Origin of the sequence: Nocardioides marmotae (assembly GCF_013177455.1) — a bacterium.
Taxonomy (GTDB): domain Bacteria; phylum Actinomycetota; class Actinomycetes; order Propionibacteriales; family Nocardioidaceae; genus Nocardioides; species Nocardioides marmotae.
Map to the genome: position 1 here is coordinate 4,242,445 of NZ_CP053660.1, position 16,310 is coordinate 4,258,754.

The 16,310-nt window shown below is 75.4% G+C and carries 16 protein-coding genes; 2 read left to right on the forward strand and 14 right to left on the reverse strand.

Going from position 1 to position 16,310, the window contains the following annotated elements:
* Positions 1 to 13: 13 nt before the first annotated feature.
* The 8 genes from HPC71_RS20140 to HPC71_RS20175 all read right to left on the reverse strand — a co-directional run bounded on the left by HPC71_RS20140 (position 14) and on the right by HPC71_RS20175 (position 8,585).
* Complete coding sequence (locus tag HPC71_RS20140) at positions 14 to 1,183, reverse strand: acyl-CoA dehydrogenase family protein (protein ID WP_253943819.1); 1,170 nt, start codon at positions 1,181 to 1,183, stop codon at positions 14 to 16.
* Entirely contained in the window at positions 1,180 to 2,952 is a 1,773-nt protein-coding gene (locus HPC71_RS20145; protein WP_171897108.1) for an acyclic terpene utilization AtuA family protein, read from the reverse strand. The genes HPC71_RS20140 and HPC71_RS20145 overlap by 4 nt, the downstream gene beginning before the upstream one ends.
* A complete protein-coding gene (locus tag HPC71_RS20150; RefSeq protein WP_154616553.1) occupies positions 2,945 to 3,751 on the reverse strand; it encodes a TIGR03084 family metal-binding protein in 807 nt (268 codons plus the stop codon). Before HPC71_RS20150 ends, HPC71_RS20145 begins: the two co-directional genes overlap by 8 nt.
* Complete coding sequence (locus HPC71_RS20155) at positions 3,748 to 4,404, reverse strand: TetR/AcrR family transcriptional regulator (protein ID WP_253943820.1); 657 nt, start codon at positions 4,402 to 4,404, stop codon at positions 3,748 to 3,750. The genes HPC71_RS20150 and HPC71_RS20155 overlap by 4 nt, the downstream gene beginning before the upstream one ends.
* An 83-nt stretch (positions 4,405 to 4,487) precedes the next feature.
* Entirely contained in the window at positions 4,488 to 7,127 is a 2,640-nt protein-coding gene (locus HPC71_RS20160; protein WP_154616552.1) for an FtsX-like permease family protein, read from the reverse strand.
* The gene (locus tag HPC71_RS20165) at positions 7,124 to 7,846 is read right to left on the reverse strand and encodes an ABC transporter ATP-binding protein (RefSeq protein WP_154616551.1); all 723 of its coding nucleotides are present in this window, start codon (positions 7,844 to 7,846) and stop codon (positions 7,124 to 7,126) included. Before HPC71_RS20165 ends, HPC71_RS20160 begins: the two co-directional genes overlap by 4 nt.
* Positions 7,843 to 7,986 carry a hypothetical protein gene (locus HPC71_RS20170; protein WP_154616550.1) on the reverse strand — a complete coding sequence of 48 codons (144 nt, stop codon included), beginning with the start codon at positions 7,984 to 7,986 and terminating at the stop codon, positions 7,843 to 7,845. The genes HPC71_RS20165 and HPC71_RS20170 overlap by 4 nt, the downstream gene beginning before the upstream one ends.
* On the reverse strand, positions 7,983 to 8,585 hold the full coding sequence (locus HPC71_RS20175) for a PadR family transcriptional regulator (RefSeq protein ID WP_154616549.1): 603 nt from the start codon (positions 8,583 to 8,585) through the stop codon (positions 7,983 to 7,985). The genes HPC71_RS20170 and HPC71_RS20175 overlap by 4 nt, the downstream gene beginning before the upstream one ends.
* Before the next feature lie 137 nt (positions 8,586 to 8,722).
* On the opposite strand from HPC71_RS20175, the gene HPC71_RS20180 reads away from it, so the two are divergent.
* On the forward strand, positions 8,723 to 9,481 hold the full coding sequence (locus tag HPC71_RS20180) for an SDR family oxidoreductase (protein WP_154616548.1): 759 nt from the start codon (positions 8,723 to 8,725) through the stop codon (positions 9,479 to 9,481).
* 78 nt (positions 9,482 to 9,559) lie between these two features.
* Here HPC71_RS20180 and HPC71_RS20185 read toward each other — a convergent pair whose 3' ends face one another.
* From HPC71_RS20185 to HPC71_RS20200, 4 genes are read right to left on the reverse strand one after another with little or no spacing between them, the layout of a single operon-like run.
* Positions 9,560 to 10,231: a histidine phosphatase family protein gene (locus HPC71_RS20185; RefSeq protein ID WP_154612452.1), complete on the reverse strand. Its 672-nt coding sequence runs from the start codon at positions 10,229 to 10,231 to the stop codon at positions 9,560 to 9,562.
* Entirely contained in the window at positions 10,231 to 11,334 is a 1,104-nt protein-coding gene (locus HPC71_RS20190) for a phosphotransferase family protein (RefSeq protein ID WP_171897109.1), read from the reverse strand. The genes HPC71_RS20185 and HPC71_RS20190 overlap by 1 nt, the downstream gene beginning before the upstream one ends.
* The gene (locus HPC71_RS20195; RefSeq protein ID WP_154616547.1) at positions 11,331 to 12,119 is read right to left on the reverse strand and encodes an SDR family NAD(P)-dependent oxidoreductase; all 789 of its coding nucleotides are present in this window, start codon (positions 12,117 to 12,119) and stop codon (positions 11,331 to 11,333) included. The genes HPC71_RS20190 and HPC71_RS20195 overlap by 4 nt, the downstream gene beginning before the upstream one ends.
* The gene (locus HPC71_RS20200) at positions 12,116 to 13,372 is read right to left on the reverse strand and encodes an acyl-CoA dehydrogenase family protein (protein WP_154616546.1); all 1,257 of its coding nucleotides are present in this window, start codon (positions 13,370 to 13,372) and stop codon (positions 12,116 to 12,118) included. Before HPC71_RS20200 ends, HPC71_RS20195 begins: the two co-directional genes overlap by 4 nt.
* Positions 13,373 to 13,412: 40 nt before the next feature.
* Here HPC71_RS20200 and HPC71_RS20205 point away from each other — a divergent pair, with 40 nt between their 5' ends.
* A complete protein-coding gene (locus HPC71_RS20205) occupies positions 13,413 to 13,964 on the forward strand; it encodes a hypothetical protein (RefSeq protein ID WP_154616545.1) in 552 nt (183 codons plus the stop codon).
* Between the two features lie 8 nt (positions 13,965 to 13,972).
* Here the strand turns inward: HPC71_RS20205 and HPC71_RS20210 are convergent, their stop codons facing one another.
* Both HPC71_RS20210 and HPC71_RS20215 read right to left on the reverse strand, forming a co-directional pair.
* The gene (locus HPC71_RS20210) at positions 13,973 to 15,529 is read right to left on the reverse strand and encodes a hypothetical protein (protein WP_154616544.1); all 1,557 of its coding nucleotides are present in this window, start codon (positions 15,527 to 15,529) and stop codon (positions 13,973 to 13,975) included.
* Positions 15,504 to 16,235 (reverse strand): ABC transporter ATP-binding protein, encoded by a 732-nt coding sequence (locus HPC71_RS20215; protein WP_171897110.1) that lies wholly within the window; start codon positions 16,233 to 16,235, stop codon positions 15,504 to 15,506. The genes HPC71_RS20210 and HPC71_RS20215 overlap by 26 nt, the downstream gene beginning before the upstream one ends.
* Positions 16,236 to 16,310: the final 75 nt, after the last annotated feature.

Here is a 16,310-nt window from a genome sequence, read left to right on the forward strand (position 1 = left end):
GTCACCCCGCCACTCACTTGGTGTAGCCGAGCAGCTTGGCGGCGAGGTCGGTGAGCACCTCGGTGGCGCCACCGCCGATGGGCAGCAGGCGGGCGTCGCGGTAGTGCATCTCGACCTCGGTGCCGTTCATGTAGCCCGCGCCGCCGAAGAGCTGGACGGCCTCGTGGCAGACGAAGGTCGCGGTCTCGCAGGCGGTCTGCTTGGCCAGGCACGCCTCGGCGATGACGCTCTCGCCGGCGACGTGGCGGCGCGCCACCGCGTGGGTGTAGGCCCGGGCGACCTCGACCTGGCGGTGCATCTCGACCAGCTTGTGCCGCACGACCTGGCGCTTGATGAGCGGCTCGCCGAAGGTCTCGCGCTGCTGGCAGTACTCCTTGGCCAGCGCGAGCGACCGGGCGGCGATGCCGTAGGCGTGGACGGCGATGGCCATCCGCTCGACGACGAACTGCTCGGCGATGTACCAGAAGCCGGCGTCCTGCTCGCCGACCAGGTTGCCCACCGGCACCCGCACGTCGACGTAGGACAGCTCGGCGGTGTCCGAGCAGTGCCAGCCCATCTTCTCCAGCTTGCGGGTGACGCTGAAGCCGGGCGTGTCGGTGTCGACGACCAGCAGGCTGACCCCGCCGGCGCCCGGGCCGCCGGTGCGCACCGCGGTGGTCACGAAGTCCGCGCGGGTGGCGCTGGTGATGAAGGTCTTCGACCCGTTGACGACGAAGTGGTCGCCATCGCGCACCGCGGTCGTGCGCAGGTTGCCGACGTCGGAGCCGCCGCCGGGCTCGGTGATGGCGAGCGAGCCGATCTTCTCCCCGGCCAGCGTCGGGCGGACGTAGCGGTCGACCAGGTCGGGCGAGCCGTGCGCGGACGTGTGCGGCAGCGCGATGCCGTGGGTGAACAGCGCGGAGAGCAGCCCGCTGGAGGCACCGGCGGAGAGCATCCCCTCCTGGAGCGCGACCGTGTCGAGCAGGTCGCCGCCCTCGCCACCCTGCTCCTCGGGGAAGCTGATCCCGAGCAGGCCCTGCTTGGCGGCGCTGCGGTGCAGCTCGCGCGGGACCTCCCGGGCGGCCTCCCACTCCGCGAGGCGCGGGGCGACCTCGCGGCGGGTGAACTCCGCCCCCAGCTCGGTCAGCGCCTGCCGGTGGTCGCTCGGGTTCTCGCTCTGGTTCTGGGTCGCCTGGTTGTTCACAGCAGTCCTTCCTGGACGTGCACGACGCGCGAGCGGACCCACTCGCCGAGCCCCTTGGCCTGAGGGTCGAAGCGGGTCGACGCGGCGACCCCCCGCCCGAGCAGGCCCTTGATGACGACGTTCACCGCGCCGAGGTTCGGCAGCAGGTAGACCTCCACGGCGTCGTGCGGGAGGTCGGCGGCCTCGGGGACCAGCTCGCGCACCTTGCGCGGGGTGATCAGCTTGGCCAGCCAGGTGGTGCGGGCCTCGTCCAGCGCGGCGTCACCGGTCCGGGCGACCCACAGCCCGAGGTTGGCGTCGCCGCCCTTGTCGCCCGAGCGGGCGTGGACGAAGGTGCCGAGCGGGGCCCGGCGGGTCAGGGAGTCCAGCGGCGCCGGGTACGGCGAGGGCCGCCGGCCGGCGTCGGCCGCCTCCTCGGCCGCGGCCGCGGGGGCCGTCGGCGGGTCGGGCACCACCTCGCGCCGGCCGTCGGGATGGACGACCGTGTGGGTGACGTCCGCGCGGTCGACGTACACCGGGCGGTAGACGCCGTACGGCGTGGGCTGGGCGGGCGGCCCGGTCATGGTGAAGCCGGGGTAGGAGGCCAGCGCGAGCTCGACCGCGGGGCCGGTGAACGCCTTGCCGACCGGGCCGGCCTGGGGGTCCATGACGGTGACCCGGAGCAGGGCCGAGGCGCCCTCCTCGGTGTCGGCGTCCGCGGGCGGGAGCGCGGTGCGGGTCCAGTCGACCGACTCCGCGGTGAACGCGGGGGCCAGCTGCTCGCGCAGCCAGTCGGCCTTGGCGTCGACGTCGAGGCCGGTGAGCACGAACTCCGCGGTGTTGCGGAAGCCGCCGAGCTCGTTGACGCAGACCTTGAGCTGCTCGGGCGGGGCCTCGCCGCGAACGCCGGTGACCGCGACCCGGTCCTCGCCGACCTCCTCGAGCCGGACGGTGTCGAGCAGGGTGGTGACGTCGGGGCCCAGGTAGCGGGTGGACTGGATCTCATAGACCAGCTGCGCGGTGACGGTGTCGACGGTGACCGCGCCGCCGGTGCCGGCGTGCTTGGTGATGACGCTGGAGCCGTCGGCGGCGACCTCGGCGATCGGGAAGCCGAGCGGCCGCGTCGGGTCCATCCGGCCGCTCTTGATCAGCTCGCGGAAGCCGGAGAAGTTGCCGCCGGTGGCCTGCGTGCCGCACTCGAGCACGTGGCCTGCGACGACCGCGCCGGCCAGCTCGTCGTACGACGACGGCGTCCAGCCGTGGTGCGCGGCGGCGGGGCCGACGACCAGGCTGGCGTCGGTGACCCGGCCGGTGACCACGACGTCGGCGCCGGCGCCCAGGGCGGCGGCGATGCCGAAGCCGCCGAGGTAGGCGTTGGCGGTCAGCGCGCCCTCCGCGCCGATCGCAGGGCCGAGCGCGCGGACGTCGTCGCCCTCGACGTGGGCGACCGCGACGTCGAGGCCCAGGCCGCGGGCGATCTCGCGGACCTTGTCGGCCAGCCCGGCGGGGTTGAGCCCGCCGGCGTTGCTGACGATGCGGGTGCCGCGCTCGATCGCGAGGCCGAGGCAGTCCTCGAGCTGGCGCACGAAGGTCCGGGCGTAGCCCAGGGACGGGTCCTTCATCGTGTCCTTGCCCAGGATGAGCATGGTCAGCTCGGCGAGGTAGTCGCCGGTGAGCACGTCGAGCTGGCCACCTTCGAGCATCTCGCGCATCGCGGAGAGCCGGTCGCCGTAGAAGCCCGAGCAGTTGCCGATCCGGATCGGGCCGGTGGTGGGGGTCGGGTCAGCCACGGGGCCGCCTCCCCTCTCCCGGGGGCCCGGCGAAGCACTGGGCCACGTCCAGCCAGCGGTCGGCGTCGGCGCCGACGGCGACCAGGTCGGTGTCGGTGCGGTGCACGCGCTGGGTGACCAGGCGGCAGAAGTCCGCGGCCGAGCCGGTCACCGACTGCGCGGCGCCCTCGGGGCCCCAGGCCCAGGTCGCGTCGCCGGGCGCGGCCAGCTCGACGCGGAACTCCTCGGTGGGCGGCGTCAGGCCGCGGGTGGCGAAGGAGAAGTCGCGGGTGCGGACGCCGAGGTGCGCGACGTGGCGCACCCGGTCGGTCACGGTCGGCTCGAGGCCGAGCGCCTCGTGGACGTCGAGGGAGTGCGCCCAGGTCTCCATGTAGCGCGCGGTCGCCATCGAGGCGGCCGACATCGGCGGGCCGAACCACGGCATCTTCACCCCGGCCGGGAGGTCGCGCAGCACGCGGGCGAGCGCCACGCGGGCCGCGCCCCAGCGGGTCAACAGCGCCTGCGGGGCCAACCGGGCGATCTCGTGGGCGCCGGCGTCGACGAAGCCTTCGGGGTCGGCAGCGGCCTGCCCGACGAGCGCGGTCCAGGCGACCGTGGCGGTCTCGTCCCCGGCCGCGGACAGCGCGGAGAGCAGGGCCACCTCGTCGGTCCACACCAGGTGCGCCACCTGGGTCGCGACCGACCAGCCCGGCGCAGGGGTGGGTCGCGCCCAGCCGTCGGCGTCCAGGCCGCTCACGACGGCGGCGAGCTGGTCGCCCTCCGCGCGCAGGTCGGCCAGCAGGTCCTCGAGCAGGGTCATCGCTCCCCCTCCGTGTCACGGGCGTCGCGGGCGTCGCGGGCTCCCCCGGCCAGGGCCTCGTCGAGCGTGTCGGCCCACTGGTCGAGGATCCGGCGGCGCCGGCGCGCGTCGTCGGTGATCGTGTTGGCCAGGCCGAGGCCGCGGACCAGGTCGAGCGTGGCCTGCACCAGCTCGCGGACGCCCGGCCGGGACTCGTCGGCCCCGAGCAGCTCGACGGCCATCTGGTGGGTCTCGCGGCCGATCCGCTGCTCGAGCGGGGCGACGGCCTCGAGCAGCGTCTCGTCGGTGCGCGCGGCGACCCACAGCTCGAGGGCGGCGACGAAGAGCGGCGAGGCGAAGTGGTCCCCGAGCATGTGCAGCACGGCGCGGGTGCGCCGCCGGCCGGTCGGCAGGGCCGCGGCCGCGGCCGCGAGCTCCTCGCGGCGTACGTCGGAGAGGTGCTCGACGGCGGCGACGACCAGCGCGTTCTTGGTCGGGAAGTGGTGCAGCTGGGCGCCCCGGCTGACCCCGGCCCGCTCGCTGACCAGGGTCGTCGACGTGCCGCTGAAGCCGCGCTCGACCAGCAGCTCCACCGTCGCCTCGAGCAGGCGGGCCCGCATCGCGCGGGTCCGCTCCTCCTGGCTCAGGCGGGTGCTGCCGGACGGGGTGCTCACGACGTCAGCATGACGCTGCGGACCACAAACAGTCAAGCGTGACTGTTTGTTTGTGGCTGCTCACTCCCGCCCGGCCGCCTGTGTCAGTCGAGCCGCGCCGCCAGCGGGAGCCGGCTGCGGCTGGTCAGGGCCACGAGCCCGGCGCTCAGCAGCGGCAGCCCGACCACGATGACCGCCACCAGCAACCACGGGACGGCGAGGAAGTGGTCGGGCAGCGCGTCGCCGCCCGGCCCGTAGCCCGACCACTCGTTGCTGGTCAGGGGGTAGGCCGCCGCCACCCCCGGCACCGCGCCGACGACCGCTCCGAGCACCGCTCCCACCAGCCCGACGACCAGGGCGTACGCCGCGGCCACCGCCCGTCGGGTCCGCGGCGCCGCGCCCACCGCCGCCAGCGTCGCGAGGTCGGGCCGGGCGTCGGAGAGCGCGAGCGACGTCGCCGTCAGCGTGCCGCCCAGCATGAGCAGGCCGCCGAGCGCGCCGAGCACGACCATGAGGATCCAGGTGTCGTCGTCGGCGGCGAAGCCCCGCTCGACGTAGAGGTCGAGGTCGGGGTCGATCCCCGCGACCGCCTCGTCGACGTCCCGCTGCACGTCCTCGCTGACCGGCCCCTCGACCTGCAGCGAGACGGTGCCGACCTCGACCCCGGCCCGCTCCGCGAGCACGGGAGGCACGACGGCCTGGACGGGCGCGTCGAAGCCGCGCACCCGCACGAACGCCGCGGGCAGCTCCGCCCGGGTGACGACCCGCCCCCGGCCGCCGGCCATGGGGTGCTCGACGACCCGCAACCGGACCGACTCGGCCCGCACCGTGCGGCGGTCGGTGAGGACGGCGGCCCGGCCGGCCGCCAACGCGGCCTCGGCCCGGTCGAGCTCACCGGGCGCCAGCGCCTGGGCGACGAACGCGGGCACGGTGTCGTCGACCAGCAGGGAGGTCCCGGCGACGCCGCCGTACGCGGACAACAGGGAACCTCCACCGGACGCGCGCACCGCGACATCGCGGTAGAGGTCGCCCTCGACCACCTCGCTCACGCCGCGCGCGGGCCGCACCGCACCGGCGACCTCCGACTCGACCCGCTGCTGCACCCGTCGCCAGTCGGCGTCGCTGGTCAGGGGGCCCCGGACGATCCCGTCGCCCATCGCCAGCTGGGGGCTGTAGAGCGCCTCGCTCTGGGCGCGGTCGCTGGCGTTGGCGATGCCGAGGGCGACCACGCCCGCGACGGTCGCGGCGACCGCGGCGACGGCCGGGACCGTGCGGGTGCGGTGCCGGGCGGCGTCGCGCACGGCGTACCGCAGGACCAGCGGCAGGCCCCGGGAGACCCGGGCGAGCGCGGCGAGGACCACCGGCACGAGCAGCACCATGCCGAGGACGGTGGGGATCGCGGAGCCCGCGATCAGCAGCTCCCCGCCCGGGCCCTGGAGCGCGCCGAAGGCCGAGCCGGCTGCGCCGAGGCCGAGCAGCACCACGCCGAGCAGCGGGGAGCGGAGCGAGGGCTTCGGGTCGCCTCGACGGCCGGCCAGCACCGCGACGACGTCCTGGCGCGAGGCCAGCCAGGCCGGGACGACGGCGGCGAGCAGGGCGCTGACCAGGCCGAACGCCGCGACCCCGCCGACCTGGAGCCAGGGAACGTCGAACGGGCCGAGCCATTGGTCGGAGTAGGACTGGAGCACCCGCGCCGCGAGCGCCCCGGCCCCGAGCCCGAGGCCGACCCCGACCACGGCGCCGAGACCGCCGAGCACAAGCCCGCCGGCGAGCACGACGCGGCGGGCCTGGCGGGGGGTGCCGCCGGAGGCGGCGAGCAGGGCGAGGGTGCGCGCCTGGCGGCGCGCGCCGACGGCGAAGGCCGGGCCGGCGAGCAGCACCACCTCGATGAGGACCATGACCGCGACCAGCGCCACGATCGCCAGCCACACGTCGTCGGTGCCACCGGGGTAGCCGATCTCCTCGGGCACCGCGGAGGCCGGCGGCGGGTCCTCCAGGACGGCACGGCTGACCACGAGCGCGCCGAGGCCGTTGAGCGCCCGCACGTCGGACCAGGTGACCGGCCCCCCGCCGACCAGCCAGGACGTCGTCTCGGCCCGGGAGCCGACCAGGCCCGGGCCGGGGCCGACCAGGACCGGCGAGGTACGCCACGAGGTCGACTCCCCCAGGCCGACGACCTCGAAGCGGCCACCGTCGGCGAGCTCGACCTGCTCGCCGAGGCCGAAGCCCCGCTCGGCCAGCGCCCGGTTGACGACGACCTCGTCGGCCGCCCGCGGCAGGCGGCCGTCCTCGAGCCGGAACAGCCCCTCGGCCAACGGGTCGGCCAGGTCGACCTCGGAGGCCTCCGCGTCGAGCACGCCGCGCTCGGTGGTGACCGCGAGGCGGGCCTGCCGCCAGGGCAGCGCCGGGACGTCGCGGCCCAGGGCCTGCTCCATCTCCGCGACGCCCGGCGTCGGCGCGCCGCGCCCGCCGGTGGACCAGCTGGCCACGTCGTCCGGGTCGGGCGCCTGGTCCGCGCTCCGCGCGCCGCGCTTGATGTCGACCCGGGCGTCCGCGGCGCCGATGCGGCGCTCGATGGCCTCGGTGCCACCGACGTCCTCGGTCGCGATGACCACGGCCGCGGCCGTCACCGCCAGCACCGGCAGGGCGATCATGACCAGCACCAGGGCGGTGCGGGCCCGGGCCCGGCGCGCCTCGCGCCGGGCGATGCGCAGGGCGGGGCGCCAGCCGGCGGCCCAGCTCACCGGGCGGCCTCCTGGTCCAGCAGCGCGTCGACCGGCGAGGATCCGGTCTCGTCGACGACCACCCCGTCGCGGAGGAACACCACCCGGTCCGCCCAGGCCGCGTGCCGCGCCTCGTGGGTCACCAGCACGCCCGCGGCGCCGGCGTCGCAGCGCGCCCGGAGCAGGCGCAGGATCTCCTCGCCGGTCTCGGTGTCCAGGGCGCCGGTCGGCTCGTCGGCCAGGACCAGGCGCCGCTCGCCCACGATGGCCCGGGCGATCGCGACCCGCTGCTGCTGGCCGCCCGACATCTCGTCGGGGAAGCGGTCGGCGAGCTCGGGGATCCCGACCTCCTCCAGGGCCGCGAGCGCGTGCCGGCGGGCGGCGCGGGCGCGCTCGCCGTCGAGCTCCCGCGGGAGGGCGACGTTCTCGGCCGCGGTGAGGGCGGGGATGAGGTTGAAGTCCTGGAAGACGTAGCCCAGCGACGTACGCCGCATCCGCGCGAGCTCCGCGGGCGGCAGCGAGCCCAGGTCGACGCCCTCGACGGCGACCGTGCCGGAGGTCGGCCGGTCCAGCCCGCCGGCCAGGGTCAGCAGCGTCGACTTGCCCGAGCCCGAGGGGCCCATGACCGCGACCAGCTCGCCGGCGTGGGCGGAGAACGAGACGCTGCGCAGCGCGTGGACGGCCGTGTCCCCCTCGCCGTGGACGCGGGTGACCTGCTCGAGGTGGAGCACGGCGCTCATCGGGCCTCCCCCGCCCCGGTCGTGCGCTTCGCGGCCCCGCGGCGGGTGGCCGCGGCCCGCAGCCGCTCGGCGGACTGGCGCAGCCAGCGCTGCTCGGCCCGGCGGAGCCGGTCGTGGTCGACCTCGGTCAGCGCGCTCATCGGGTCCGCTCCTGCTCCGTGCTCGTGGGGGTGGTCGTCTCGGCGGCCTCGGGTGCCGCGGGGCGCTCCAGGGCCGCTCGGCGCAGCCGGGCCTCGCAGTGATCGAGCCAGCGCACCTCGGCCTCGGCGTCGAAGACCAGCGAGTCGAGGACCAGGCTCCAGGCGAGGTCGGCCGGCTCGACCGGGCGGGCGGCGCGGCCGCTGCGCTTGAGCCGGGTGTAGTCCTGCAGCGCGGTCATCGTGGCGCTGCGCTGCTGCTGGATGACGGCGCCGACGTCGACGCCGGGCACGGTCACGGCGAGCGCGAGCTTGATCGCCAGCTCATCGCGCGGCGGCTGGGTCCGGGCCACCGGGGTGGTGAACCAGGCGGCGACCTCCTCGCGGCCGGTGTCGGTGATCCGGTAGACCACGTGTCCCTCGCCGTCGTCGCCCGCGCCCTCGACGAGGCCGTCGCGCTCGAGGCGGGTCAGCGTCGTGTAGACCTGCCCGACGTTCAGCGGCCAGGTGGCCCCGGTCCGCTGCTCGAACTCGCTGCGCAGCTGGTAGCCGTACATGGGCCCCTGCTCGAGCAGCGCCAGGAGCGCCTGCTTCACCGACATGGTCCGACCTCCGCCTTGATGGATACCGAGTATGTATACCACGTATGCATCCGCTCACCCGGTCGCTGCGTCAGGGCAGTGTCGGGGCGGCGTCGGGCCGCGGCGGCGTACCGGGAACCGCAGGGCAGACTGCGCGCATGACGACGACTCTCATCACCGGCGCGTCCAGCGGTCTCGGCGCGGAGATGGCCCGCCAGCTCGCGGCGCGCGGGGACGACCTCGCCCTCTGCGCCCGCCGGCAGGAGCGGCTGACCGAGCTGCGTGCGGAGATCCTCGCCGCCCACCCCGACCGCCGGGTCGAGGTGCGCACGCTCGACGTGCTCGACGAGGACGCCGTCTTCGAGACCTTCCGCGCCTTCCGCCACGACCTCGGCTCGCTCGACCGGGTCGTGGTCAACGCCGGCCTCGGCAAGGGCGCGCCGCTCGGCACCGGCGGCCAGGCCGCCAACCGGGAGACCGCGATGACCAACTTCGTCGGCGCGCTGACCCAGACCGAGGCCGCGATGGAGGCCTTCCGCGACCAGCAGGCCGGCCACCTGGTGATGGTCTCCTCGATGTCGGCCATGCGCGGGATGCCGAAGACGATGACGACGTACGCCGCCACCAAGATCGGTGCGGCGCACCTCGCCGAGGGCATCCGCAACGAGCTGCACGGCAAGCCGTTGGGGCGGACGGTCAAGGTGACCGTGCTCTACCCCGGCTACATCGCCTCGGAGATGAACGAGAAGGTCGCCCAGAAGACCAAGATGATGGTGCCCACCGACGTCGGCGTCCGCGCGATGGTCGAGGCGATCGAGAAGCAGGTCGACTCCGCCTGCGTCCCGCGCCTGCCCTGTGCCCCGCTCTCGGTCGTGATGAAGCACGCCCCGCTCGGGGTGTTCAAGAAGCTGATGTGAGCGCCGCCCCTGCAGGAGTGCCACCTCGACCCTGCAGGGGTGCCACCTCGACCCTGCAGGAGTGCCGCTTCGGCGCGGTCAGCGGTAGGTGAGGACGTCCCCCTCGAGGTGGGCGTGCTCGTTGAAGGTGAGCAGCCGGGCGCCGGTGGAGCCGACGACGACGCGGGAGTAGGAGGAGTTCACGACGACCGTGTTGAACCGGCTCCACAACCGGGCGGTCGTGGCGTCGTCGCCGTCCGGGTCGACCAGCGCGGCGGCGGCGACCGCGATCGGGCCGCCGGAGGTGACCACGACGACCGTGCCGCCGGGGCCGGCCTGTGCGCAGGACCGCTCGAGCGAGCCGCGGACCCGGGCGAGGAAGCCCGGCCACGGCTCGGGGTAGGCCACGTCGTCGTCGCCGCCGGCGGACCACCGGGCGGTGGCCTCCTCGAAGGCGCGCTGGAAGGCGCGCCGGTCCTCGGTGCCCGTGACGAGGTCGGGGTGGGCCGCGACGACGCCGAGGTGGTCGAACTCGTCCCAGCCGGCGTCGACCTCGACGTCGGCCGACCAGCCGCCACCCTCGAGCATCCCCTCGGCGGTCTCGCGGTGGCGGCGCATGTCGCCGCGCACGACGACGTCCGGCTTCACCCCGTGCCGGGCGAGGTGGGCGCCCAGCAGCCGCGCCTGCTCGTGACCGGTCGCGGAGAGCACGTCGTAGTCCTCGGCACCGAAGGAGGCCTGCCCGTGCCGGACCAGGATCAGCACGCCCATCAGGCGGCACCCCCGGTGGGTGCGTCGGCCGGGTGCTCGGCGATCAGCCGGCGGCAGCGCGCCTCGAGGTAGGCCACCACCTGGCCGAGCACCGCGTGGGACTCGTTGGTGGTCTGCCGGTGGACGTAGCGGTACCAGATCTGCTGGGCGATGACGGCCAGCCGGAACAGCCCGAAGACCTCGTAGAACAGCCGCTGCTCGGCGGTGATCTCGAAGCCCATCCGCGCGCAGTACCGCTCGACCAGCTGGTCGCGGGTCCACATGCCCGGGGCGTTGGTCGGCTGGCGGCGGAAGAGCTGGAACAGGTCGTCGTCGGCAGCCTCGACCCAGTAGGCCAGCGTCGAGGAGAGGTCCATGAGCGGGTCCCCCACGGTGGCCATCTCCCAGTCGAGCACCGCGCGCACCTCGAGGCGCCCCTGGCTGTCGTCGAGCACGAGGTTGTCGAAGCGGAAGTCGTTGTGGATCAGCACCTGGGCCACGTCCGCGGGCCGGTGCTCCTCGATCCACGCCATCACGTCGGACCAGTCGCCGGTGTCCTCGGTGCGCGCGTCGGCCATCCGGCCGACCCACCCGCGCACCTGCCGGTCGACGTACCCCTCGCCGCGGCCGAGGTCCGCGAGCTCGGGCACGGCGGCCACGTCGACGGAGTGCAGCGCGACCAGGACGTCGAGCGCCCGCGCGCACAGGTCGTCGGCCTCCTCGGCGCTCACCTCGCGGGGGAACTCCGAGCGCAGGACCAGCCCGGGGACCTTCTCCATGACGTAGAACTCCGAGCCGATCACCGAGGTGTCGGTGCAGTGCCCGACCATCGCGGCGACGTACGGGAAGACGGGCGCGAGCGCGGACTGGATGCGGTGCTCGCGGCCCATGTCGTGCGCGCCGGCCGCCTTCCGCCCGGCCGGCGGGCGGCGCAGGATCAGCTCGCGGTCGCCGGCGAGGAGCAGGTACGTCAGGTTGGACGCGCCGCCGCTGAACTGGCGGACCTCCTCGATCGGGCCGACGCCCGCGCCGATGGCCTCCAGCCAGGCGCTCACGGCGGCGGCGTCGAAGGCGTCCTCCTCGCGGACCGGCTTCGCCGGGTTGCCGGTGTCGTCGGCGCTCACGCCTGCCCCATCCGGTCGAGCTTGGCGGCCTGCGCGCGCATGACGGCGTCGTACGTCGCCCGGTCGCCGACCTTGAGCGCGTAGGCGTCCCGCGCCGCCGGGTCGGGGAGGATCACCTCGTCACCGCGGTCGATCCCCTCGAGCACCGCCGCGGCGACCTCCTCCGCGGTCGTCGGGGACTCCTCGACCAGCTTGCTCATCACCGCACCGAGGGCGGTGTCGTTGCCGCGCAGCGAGCTCATCAGGTTGGTGCGGAAGTAGGACGGGCAGACCACGTGCGCGCTCACGCCGTACGACGCGAGCTCGTGGCCGGTGGTCTCGGTGAGCGCGACGACGGCCGCCTTGACCGCGTTGTACGACGCCATCCCGCCCGGGTGCACCAGGCCGGCCAGCGACGCGACGTTGACGATCCGCCCCGAGCCCTGCTGCTTGAGCAGCGGCACGAACGCGCGCGTCCCGCGGACCGCGCCGAACAGGTTGATCTCGGTGATCCACTGCCACTCCTCGAGGGTGGCCACGTCGAGCCGGCCGCCCCCGGCGACGCCGGCGTTGTTGACGAGCACGTCGAGGCCGCCCCAGGTCCGCTCGACGTGGTCGACCGCGGCCGCCCAGTCGGCGTCGCTGGTGACGTCGAGGACCAGGTCCACGCCGTCGGCCTCCGCGCGGTCGGTGGCCAGCACCTCGTCGCCCCGCGCGCGGAACGCCTCGGTCAGCGCCTTGCCCAGGCCGGACGCGGCGCCGGTGACCAGGACGCGCTGCTGCTGGCCGGCCTGCTGGCCGGTCATCGCTTGGCGCCGTGCTTGCCGAGCTCGATGCGCGCGACGACGCCGCGGTGGACCTCGTCGGGGCCGTCGGCGAGCCGGAGCGAGCGGGCGGCGGTCCAGGCCGCGGCGAGCGGGAAGTCGCTGGAGAGGCCGCCACCGCCGTGGATCTGCATGGCCAGGTCGATGACCTGCTGGGCCATGTTCGGCACGGCCACCTTGATCTGGGAGACCTCCGAGAGCGCGTTGGCCGGGCCGCCGACGTCGAGCTTCCAGGCGGCGTTGAGCACGAGCAGGCGGGCGGAGTCGATGGCGATCCGGGCGTCGGCGATCCGCTCGCGGTTGCCGCCGAGGTTGATGATCGGCTTGCCGAACGCGGTGCGCTCCAGGCCCCGCTTGCAGGCCAGCTCCAGCGCCATCTCGGCCAGGCCGATCAGCCGCATGCAGTGGTGGACGCGGCCGGGGCCGAGCCGGCCCTGGGCGATCGCGAACGCCTCGCCGGGGCCGCTGATGATGTTGGCGGCCGGGACGCGGACGTCGGTGAAGGACACCTCGCCGTGGCCGAGCGGCTCGTCGTAGATGCCCATCGTGTCCAGGAGCCGCTCGATCTTCACGCCCGGGGTGTCGCGCGGGACGAGGACCATCGAGTGCCGGCGGTGCCGGTCCGCGTCGGGGTCGGTGAGCCCCATGAAGATGAAGATCTTGCAGTCGGGGTGGCCGACGCCGGTCGACCACCACTTGCGGCCGTTGATGACGACCTCGTCGCCGTCGACGACCGCGGTCGCCTCCATGGTGGTCGCATCCGAGGACGCGACGCCCGGCTCGGTCATCGTGAACGCCGAGCGGATCCGGCCGTCGAGCAGCGGCTCGAGCCAGTCCCGCTTCTGCTCCTCGCTGCCGTAGCGGAGCAGCACCTCCATGTTGCCGGTGTCGGGTGCGTTGCAGTTCAGCACCAGCGGGGCGATGGCCGAGCGGCCGGTGAGCTCGGCGATCGGGGCGTAGTCGACGTTGGTCAGTCCCTCGCCGCCGTCGGTGCCGAACCGCGCGGCGTACTCCCCGGCGTGCTCCTTGGGCAGGAAGAGGTTCCACAGGCCGCGCTCGCGCGCCTTGGCCTTGAGCTCCTCGATGAGCGGCAGCGGGATCCAGGCCTCGCCGCGGGCGCGGGCCTCGGCGAGATCCGCGTGGTACTGCGGCTCGGCCGGCTCCACCTCCTCGGCCAGGAAGGCGCGCACGCGCTCGGTCAGGTCGGCGGCGCGGGGGGACGGCGAGAAGTCCATGCCGCGCACCCTAGCCAGACGGGGGTGGGAGACTCATCGGGTGCCGCGCACAGTCCTCGCCGTCCCTCTGCTCGCCCTGCTCCTCACCGGGTGCAGCGGAGACTCCGCGACTCCCGGCTCCTCGGGCGCTACTCGCTCCTCGGACGCCTCCGCCGCTCCCGAGGTCCGGGCCGGGCTCGCCGCCCTCTACGCCGGCGACCGCCCCGGCGAGGAGGACACCCGCAACGGCGAGTGCTTCGCCGACGCCCTGCTCGACCGGGTCTCCACCGCGGAGCTCGAGGAGGCCGGCGTGGTCGTCGGCGGCCAGGTCGCCGCCACCTCCCCCGAGCTCGAGCCGGACCTCGCCGAGACCTGGGTGGACGCGATGTTCTCCTGCATGGACTTCGTCGAGGAGTCCGCCCGCGCCCAGGTCGCCTTCACCAAGGGCGCGGTCGACTGGCGCGAGTACGCCGCGTGCCTGCGCGCGGAGCTCGACGAGGACGCCGTCCGCGCCGCCGTCGTCGGCATGCTCTCCGGTGACTGGCGCACCCCCGAGGTCGCCGCCCTCACCGACGCCCAGGCCGAGTGCTCCGCCCAGGCCGACCCGCGCTGACCTGCGGGTCAGCCCGCGACGGTCATCACCACGCGGGCCCGATCGACGGGGTCGACCCAGCGGGCGTGGGCGCGGACGAGCCGGGTCAGCGACCAGCACAGGAACGGCACGGCGACCAGCACGGAGACCTCCCACGCCGGCACCCGGGCCAGGCCGGAGAAGACCAGGCCGGTGAGCGTCGTGGAGACCGCGAGGCGGGTGGAGTAGCCGACCATCGTCAGCGGTGGGGCGGGCGTGGCGCGGGCCGAGCGGAGGTCGACGGCGTAGGGGCGCTGGGCCGACCAGCGCATGCCGGCCGCGACGACCTGCACGGTGACCACCACGACCGTGCAGACCAGGGCGGTGAGCTCGGCGACCGACGGGACGCCGGCGCGGACGGCCGCCAGCAGGACCGTCACCGCCGAGGCCGCGAGGAGGAACTCGGTCAGCACCCACGCCCGGGCCGCGAACACCGTCCCCGGCGCGACCGGCAGGCTCTCGCGCCACAACCCGCCGCGGGCGTCGAGGCACCAGGCGTTGACCCCGAAGAGCAGCGCCCCGCCGGAGGCGACGAGGCCGGGCAGCACGGTCATCGTCTCCCACGGCAGCCCGCCGAGCAGCGCGACCGCGCCCGGCCCGATCGCCAGCACCGCGATGCCGCGGCGCATCGGCACCGCGCGCCACACCGACCCGCGGTCGGTGCGCACCAGGGCGAGCAGGTCCGAGCCGGGCAGCCGGCCGGCGACGTACCGGCCGGACTCGACGCGCGCCTCGTCACGCGGGGTACGGCGCGCGGCGATGTGGGCGGGCACGGCGCCCAGAGCGATCGCGGCGAGCAGGAGGACGAGCAGCGCGGCGACCGTTGCGGCCCAGGTCCCCCCGAAGCCGGCGATCATTCCCAGCACGACCCGCCGCGTCGGGAGCTGGTCGAGCACGGAGACCAGCGCGTCGGCCAGCTGGAGGCCGAGCGCCAGCCCGAGCAGGGTGAGGGTCAGCAGCCGGACGCCGGCGATGCCGTGGTGGCCGCGGCGCACGCCCTCGAAGGTCCAGGCGACGACCTGCGCGACCGCGGTCGCGGCGGCCAGCCAGAGCAGCACGACGACCTGCGCGGCGAGCAGGCCGGAGGGGCCGAGGGCGTAGGCGGTCGTGCCGAGGAGGAGCCAGGCCTGGAGCAGCCAGGCGATGTTGAGCGGGGCGAGCGCGAGCGCGCCGAGGTGGTCGGTGGTCGGGCTGAGCGGCAGCACGGCCGCCGCGTCGCGGGCGACGAGCTCGCGGCCGCCGCCCGAGGCGACCGCCGAGACGATCGCCAGGCCGAGGAAGCCGGCGAGCGCGGTCGGCAGCAGCACCAGCAGGTCGAAGGCGCGTCCCTCGCCGCCGGCGCCGGGGGTGTACGCCGGCACGACCGCCGCCGCGGTCGTCAGCGCCGCGAAGCCGAGCAGCAGCCACGCGGCGGTGCCCCGTCGACGTACCGTCGCGGCGCGGAAGCGCAGCAGGTGGCCGACGTCCGCGACCGCGCGGTGCGCCTCGGCCCAGCGGTCTGTTGCGCTGCGGGCCGAGCGGCTAGTCCAGGAGGCCGCGGTAGGCACGCGCGCCCTCCTCGCCGGCCATCTCGGTCGCGGTGGCGGTGGCGACGCGGGCGCCGCCGCGCAGCACGGTGACGGTGCTGCACGCCTCGACGGCGAGCTCGCGCAGGTGGGTGGAGACCAGGACGCACGCGCCGCGCGCGCGGGCGTCGTCGATGGCGGCCATCGTCGCCTCGACGCCGATCGGGTCGACGCCGTCGAAGGGCTCGTCGAGCAGCAGCACCTGCGGCTCGTGGAGCACCGCGAGCACGACCGAGAGCCGCCGGCCCATGCCGTGGGAGAAGCCGGCGGTCACCCGGTGGGCGACGTCGCCGAGCTCGAAGCGCTCGAGCAGGTCGCGGGCGCGCTGCTCCCAGGCCGGGTCGGTGCGGTGCAGCCGGCGCAGGCGGGCCGAGACCTGCAGGTGCTCCCAGGGGGTGGCCCGGGGCACGAGCCCGCCGACGTCGGGGCAGTAGCCGACCGCGCGCTTGACCGCCAGCGGGTCGCGGCGTACGTCGTGGCCGGCCACGGTCGCGGCGCCGGAGGTCGGCGGCACCACGCCGGCCAGCACCCGCATCGTCGTGGACTTGCCGGCGCCGTTGCGCCCGAGCAGCGCGGTCGCCTGGCCGGCCTCGGCGAGGAGGTCCACGCCGGTCACGGCCTCGACCTCGCCGAAGCGGACGTGCAGGTCGCGCACCTCGACGGGGTGGCCGCTGGGGGGAGGGGTCACCGAGCCATCCTCCCCGCGCCGGCGCGCCGGGGCCACCGGTTCGCGGGCGAACCACCCGCAGGCGTCCCGCGGACC

Coding starts and splice junctions, on each gene's coding strand:
- HPC71_RS20150 (WP_154616553.1), bottom strand. CDS start 3,751: ATGACCCTGCTCGAGGACCTGCTGGCCGACCTGCGCGCGGAGGGCGAC.
- HPC71_RS20165 (WP_154616551.1), bottom strand. CDS start 7,846: ATGAGCGCCGTGCTCCACCTCGAGCAGGTCACCCGCGTCCACGGCGAG.
- HPC71_RS20170 (WP_154616550.1), bottom strand. CDS start 7,986: ATGAGCGCGCTGACCGAGGTCGACCACGACCGGCTCCGCCGGGCCGAG.
- HPC71_RS20175 (WP_154616549.1), bottom strand. CDS start 8,585: ATGTCGGTGAAGCAGGCGCTCCTGGCGCTGCTCGAGCAGGGGCCCATG.
- HPC71_RS20180 (WP_154616548.1), top strand. CDS start 8,723: ATGACGACGACTCTCATCACCGGCGCGTCCAGCGGTCTCGGCGCGGAG.
- HPC71_RS20185 (WP_154612452.1), bottom strand. CDS start 10,231: ATGGGCGTGCTGATCCTGGTCCGGCACGGGCAGGCCTCCTTCGGTGCC.
- HPC71_RS20195 (WP_154616547.1), bottom strand. CDS start 12,119: ATGACCGGCCAGCAGGCCGGCCAGCAGCAGCGCGTCCTGGTCACCGGC.
- HPC71_RS20200 (WP_154616546.1), bottom strand. CDS start 13,372: ATGGACTTCTCGCCGTCCCCCCGCGCCGCCGACCTGACCGAGCGCGTG.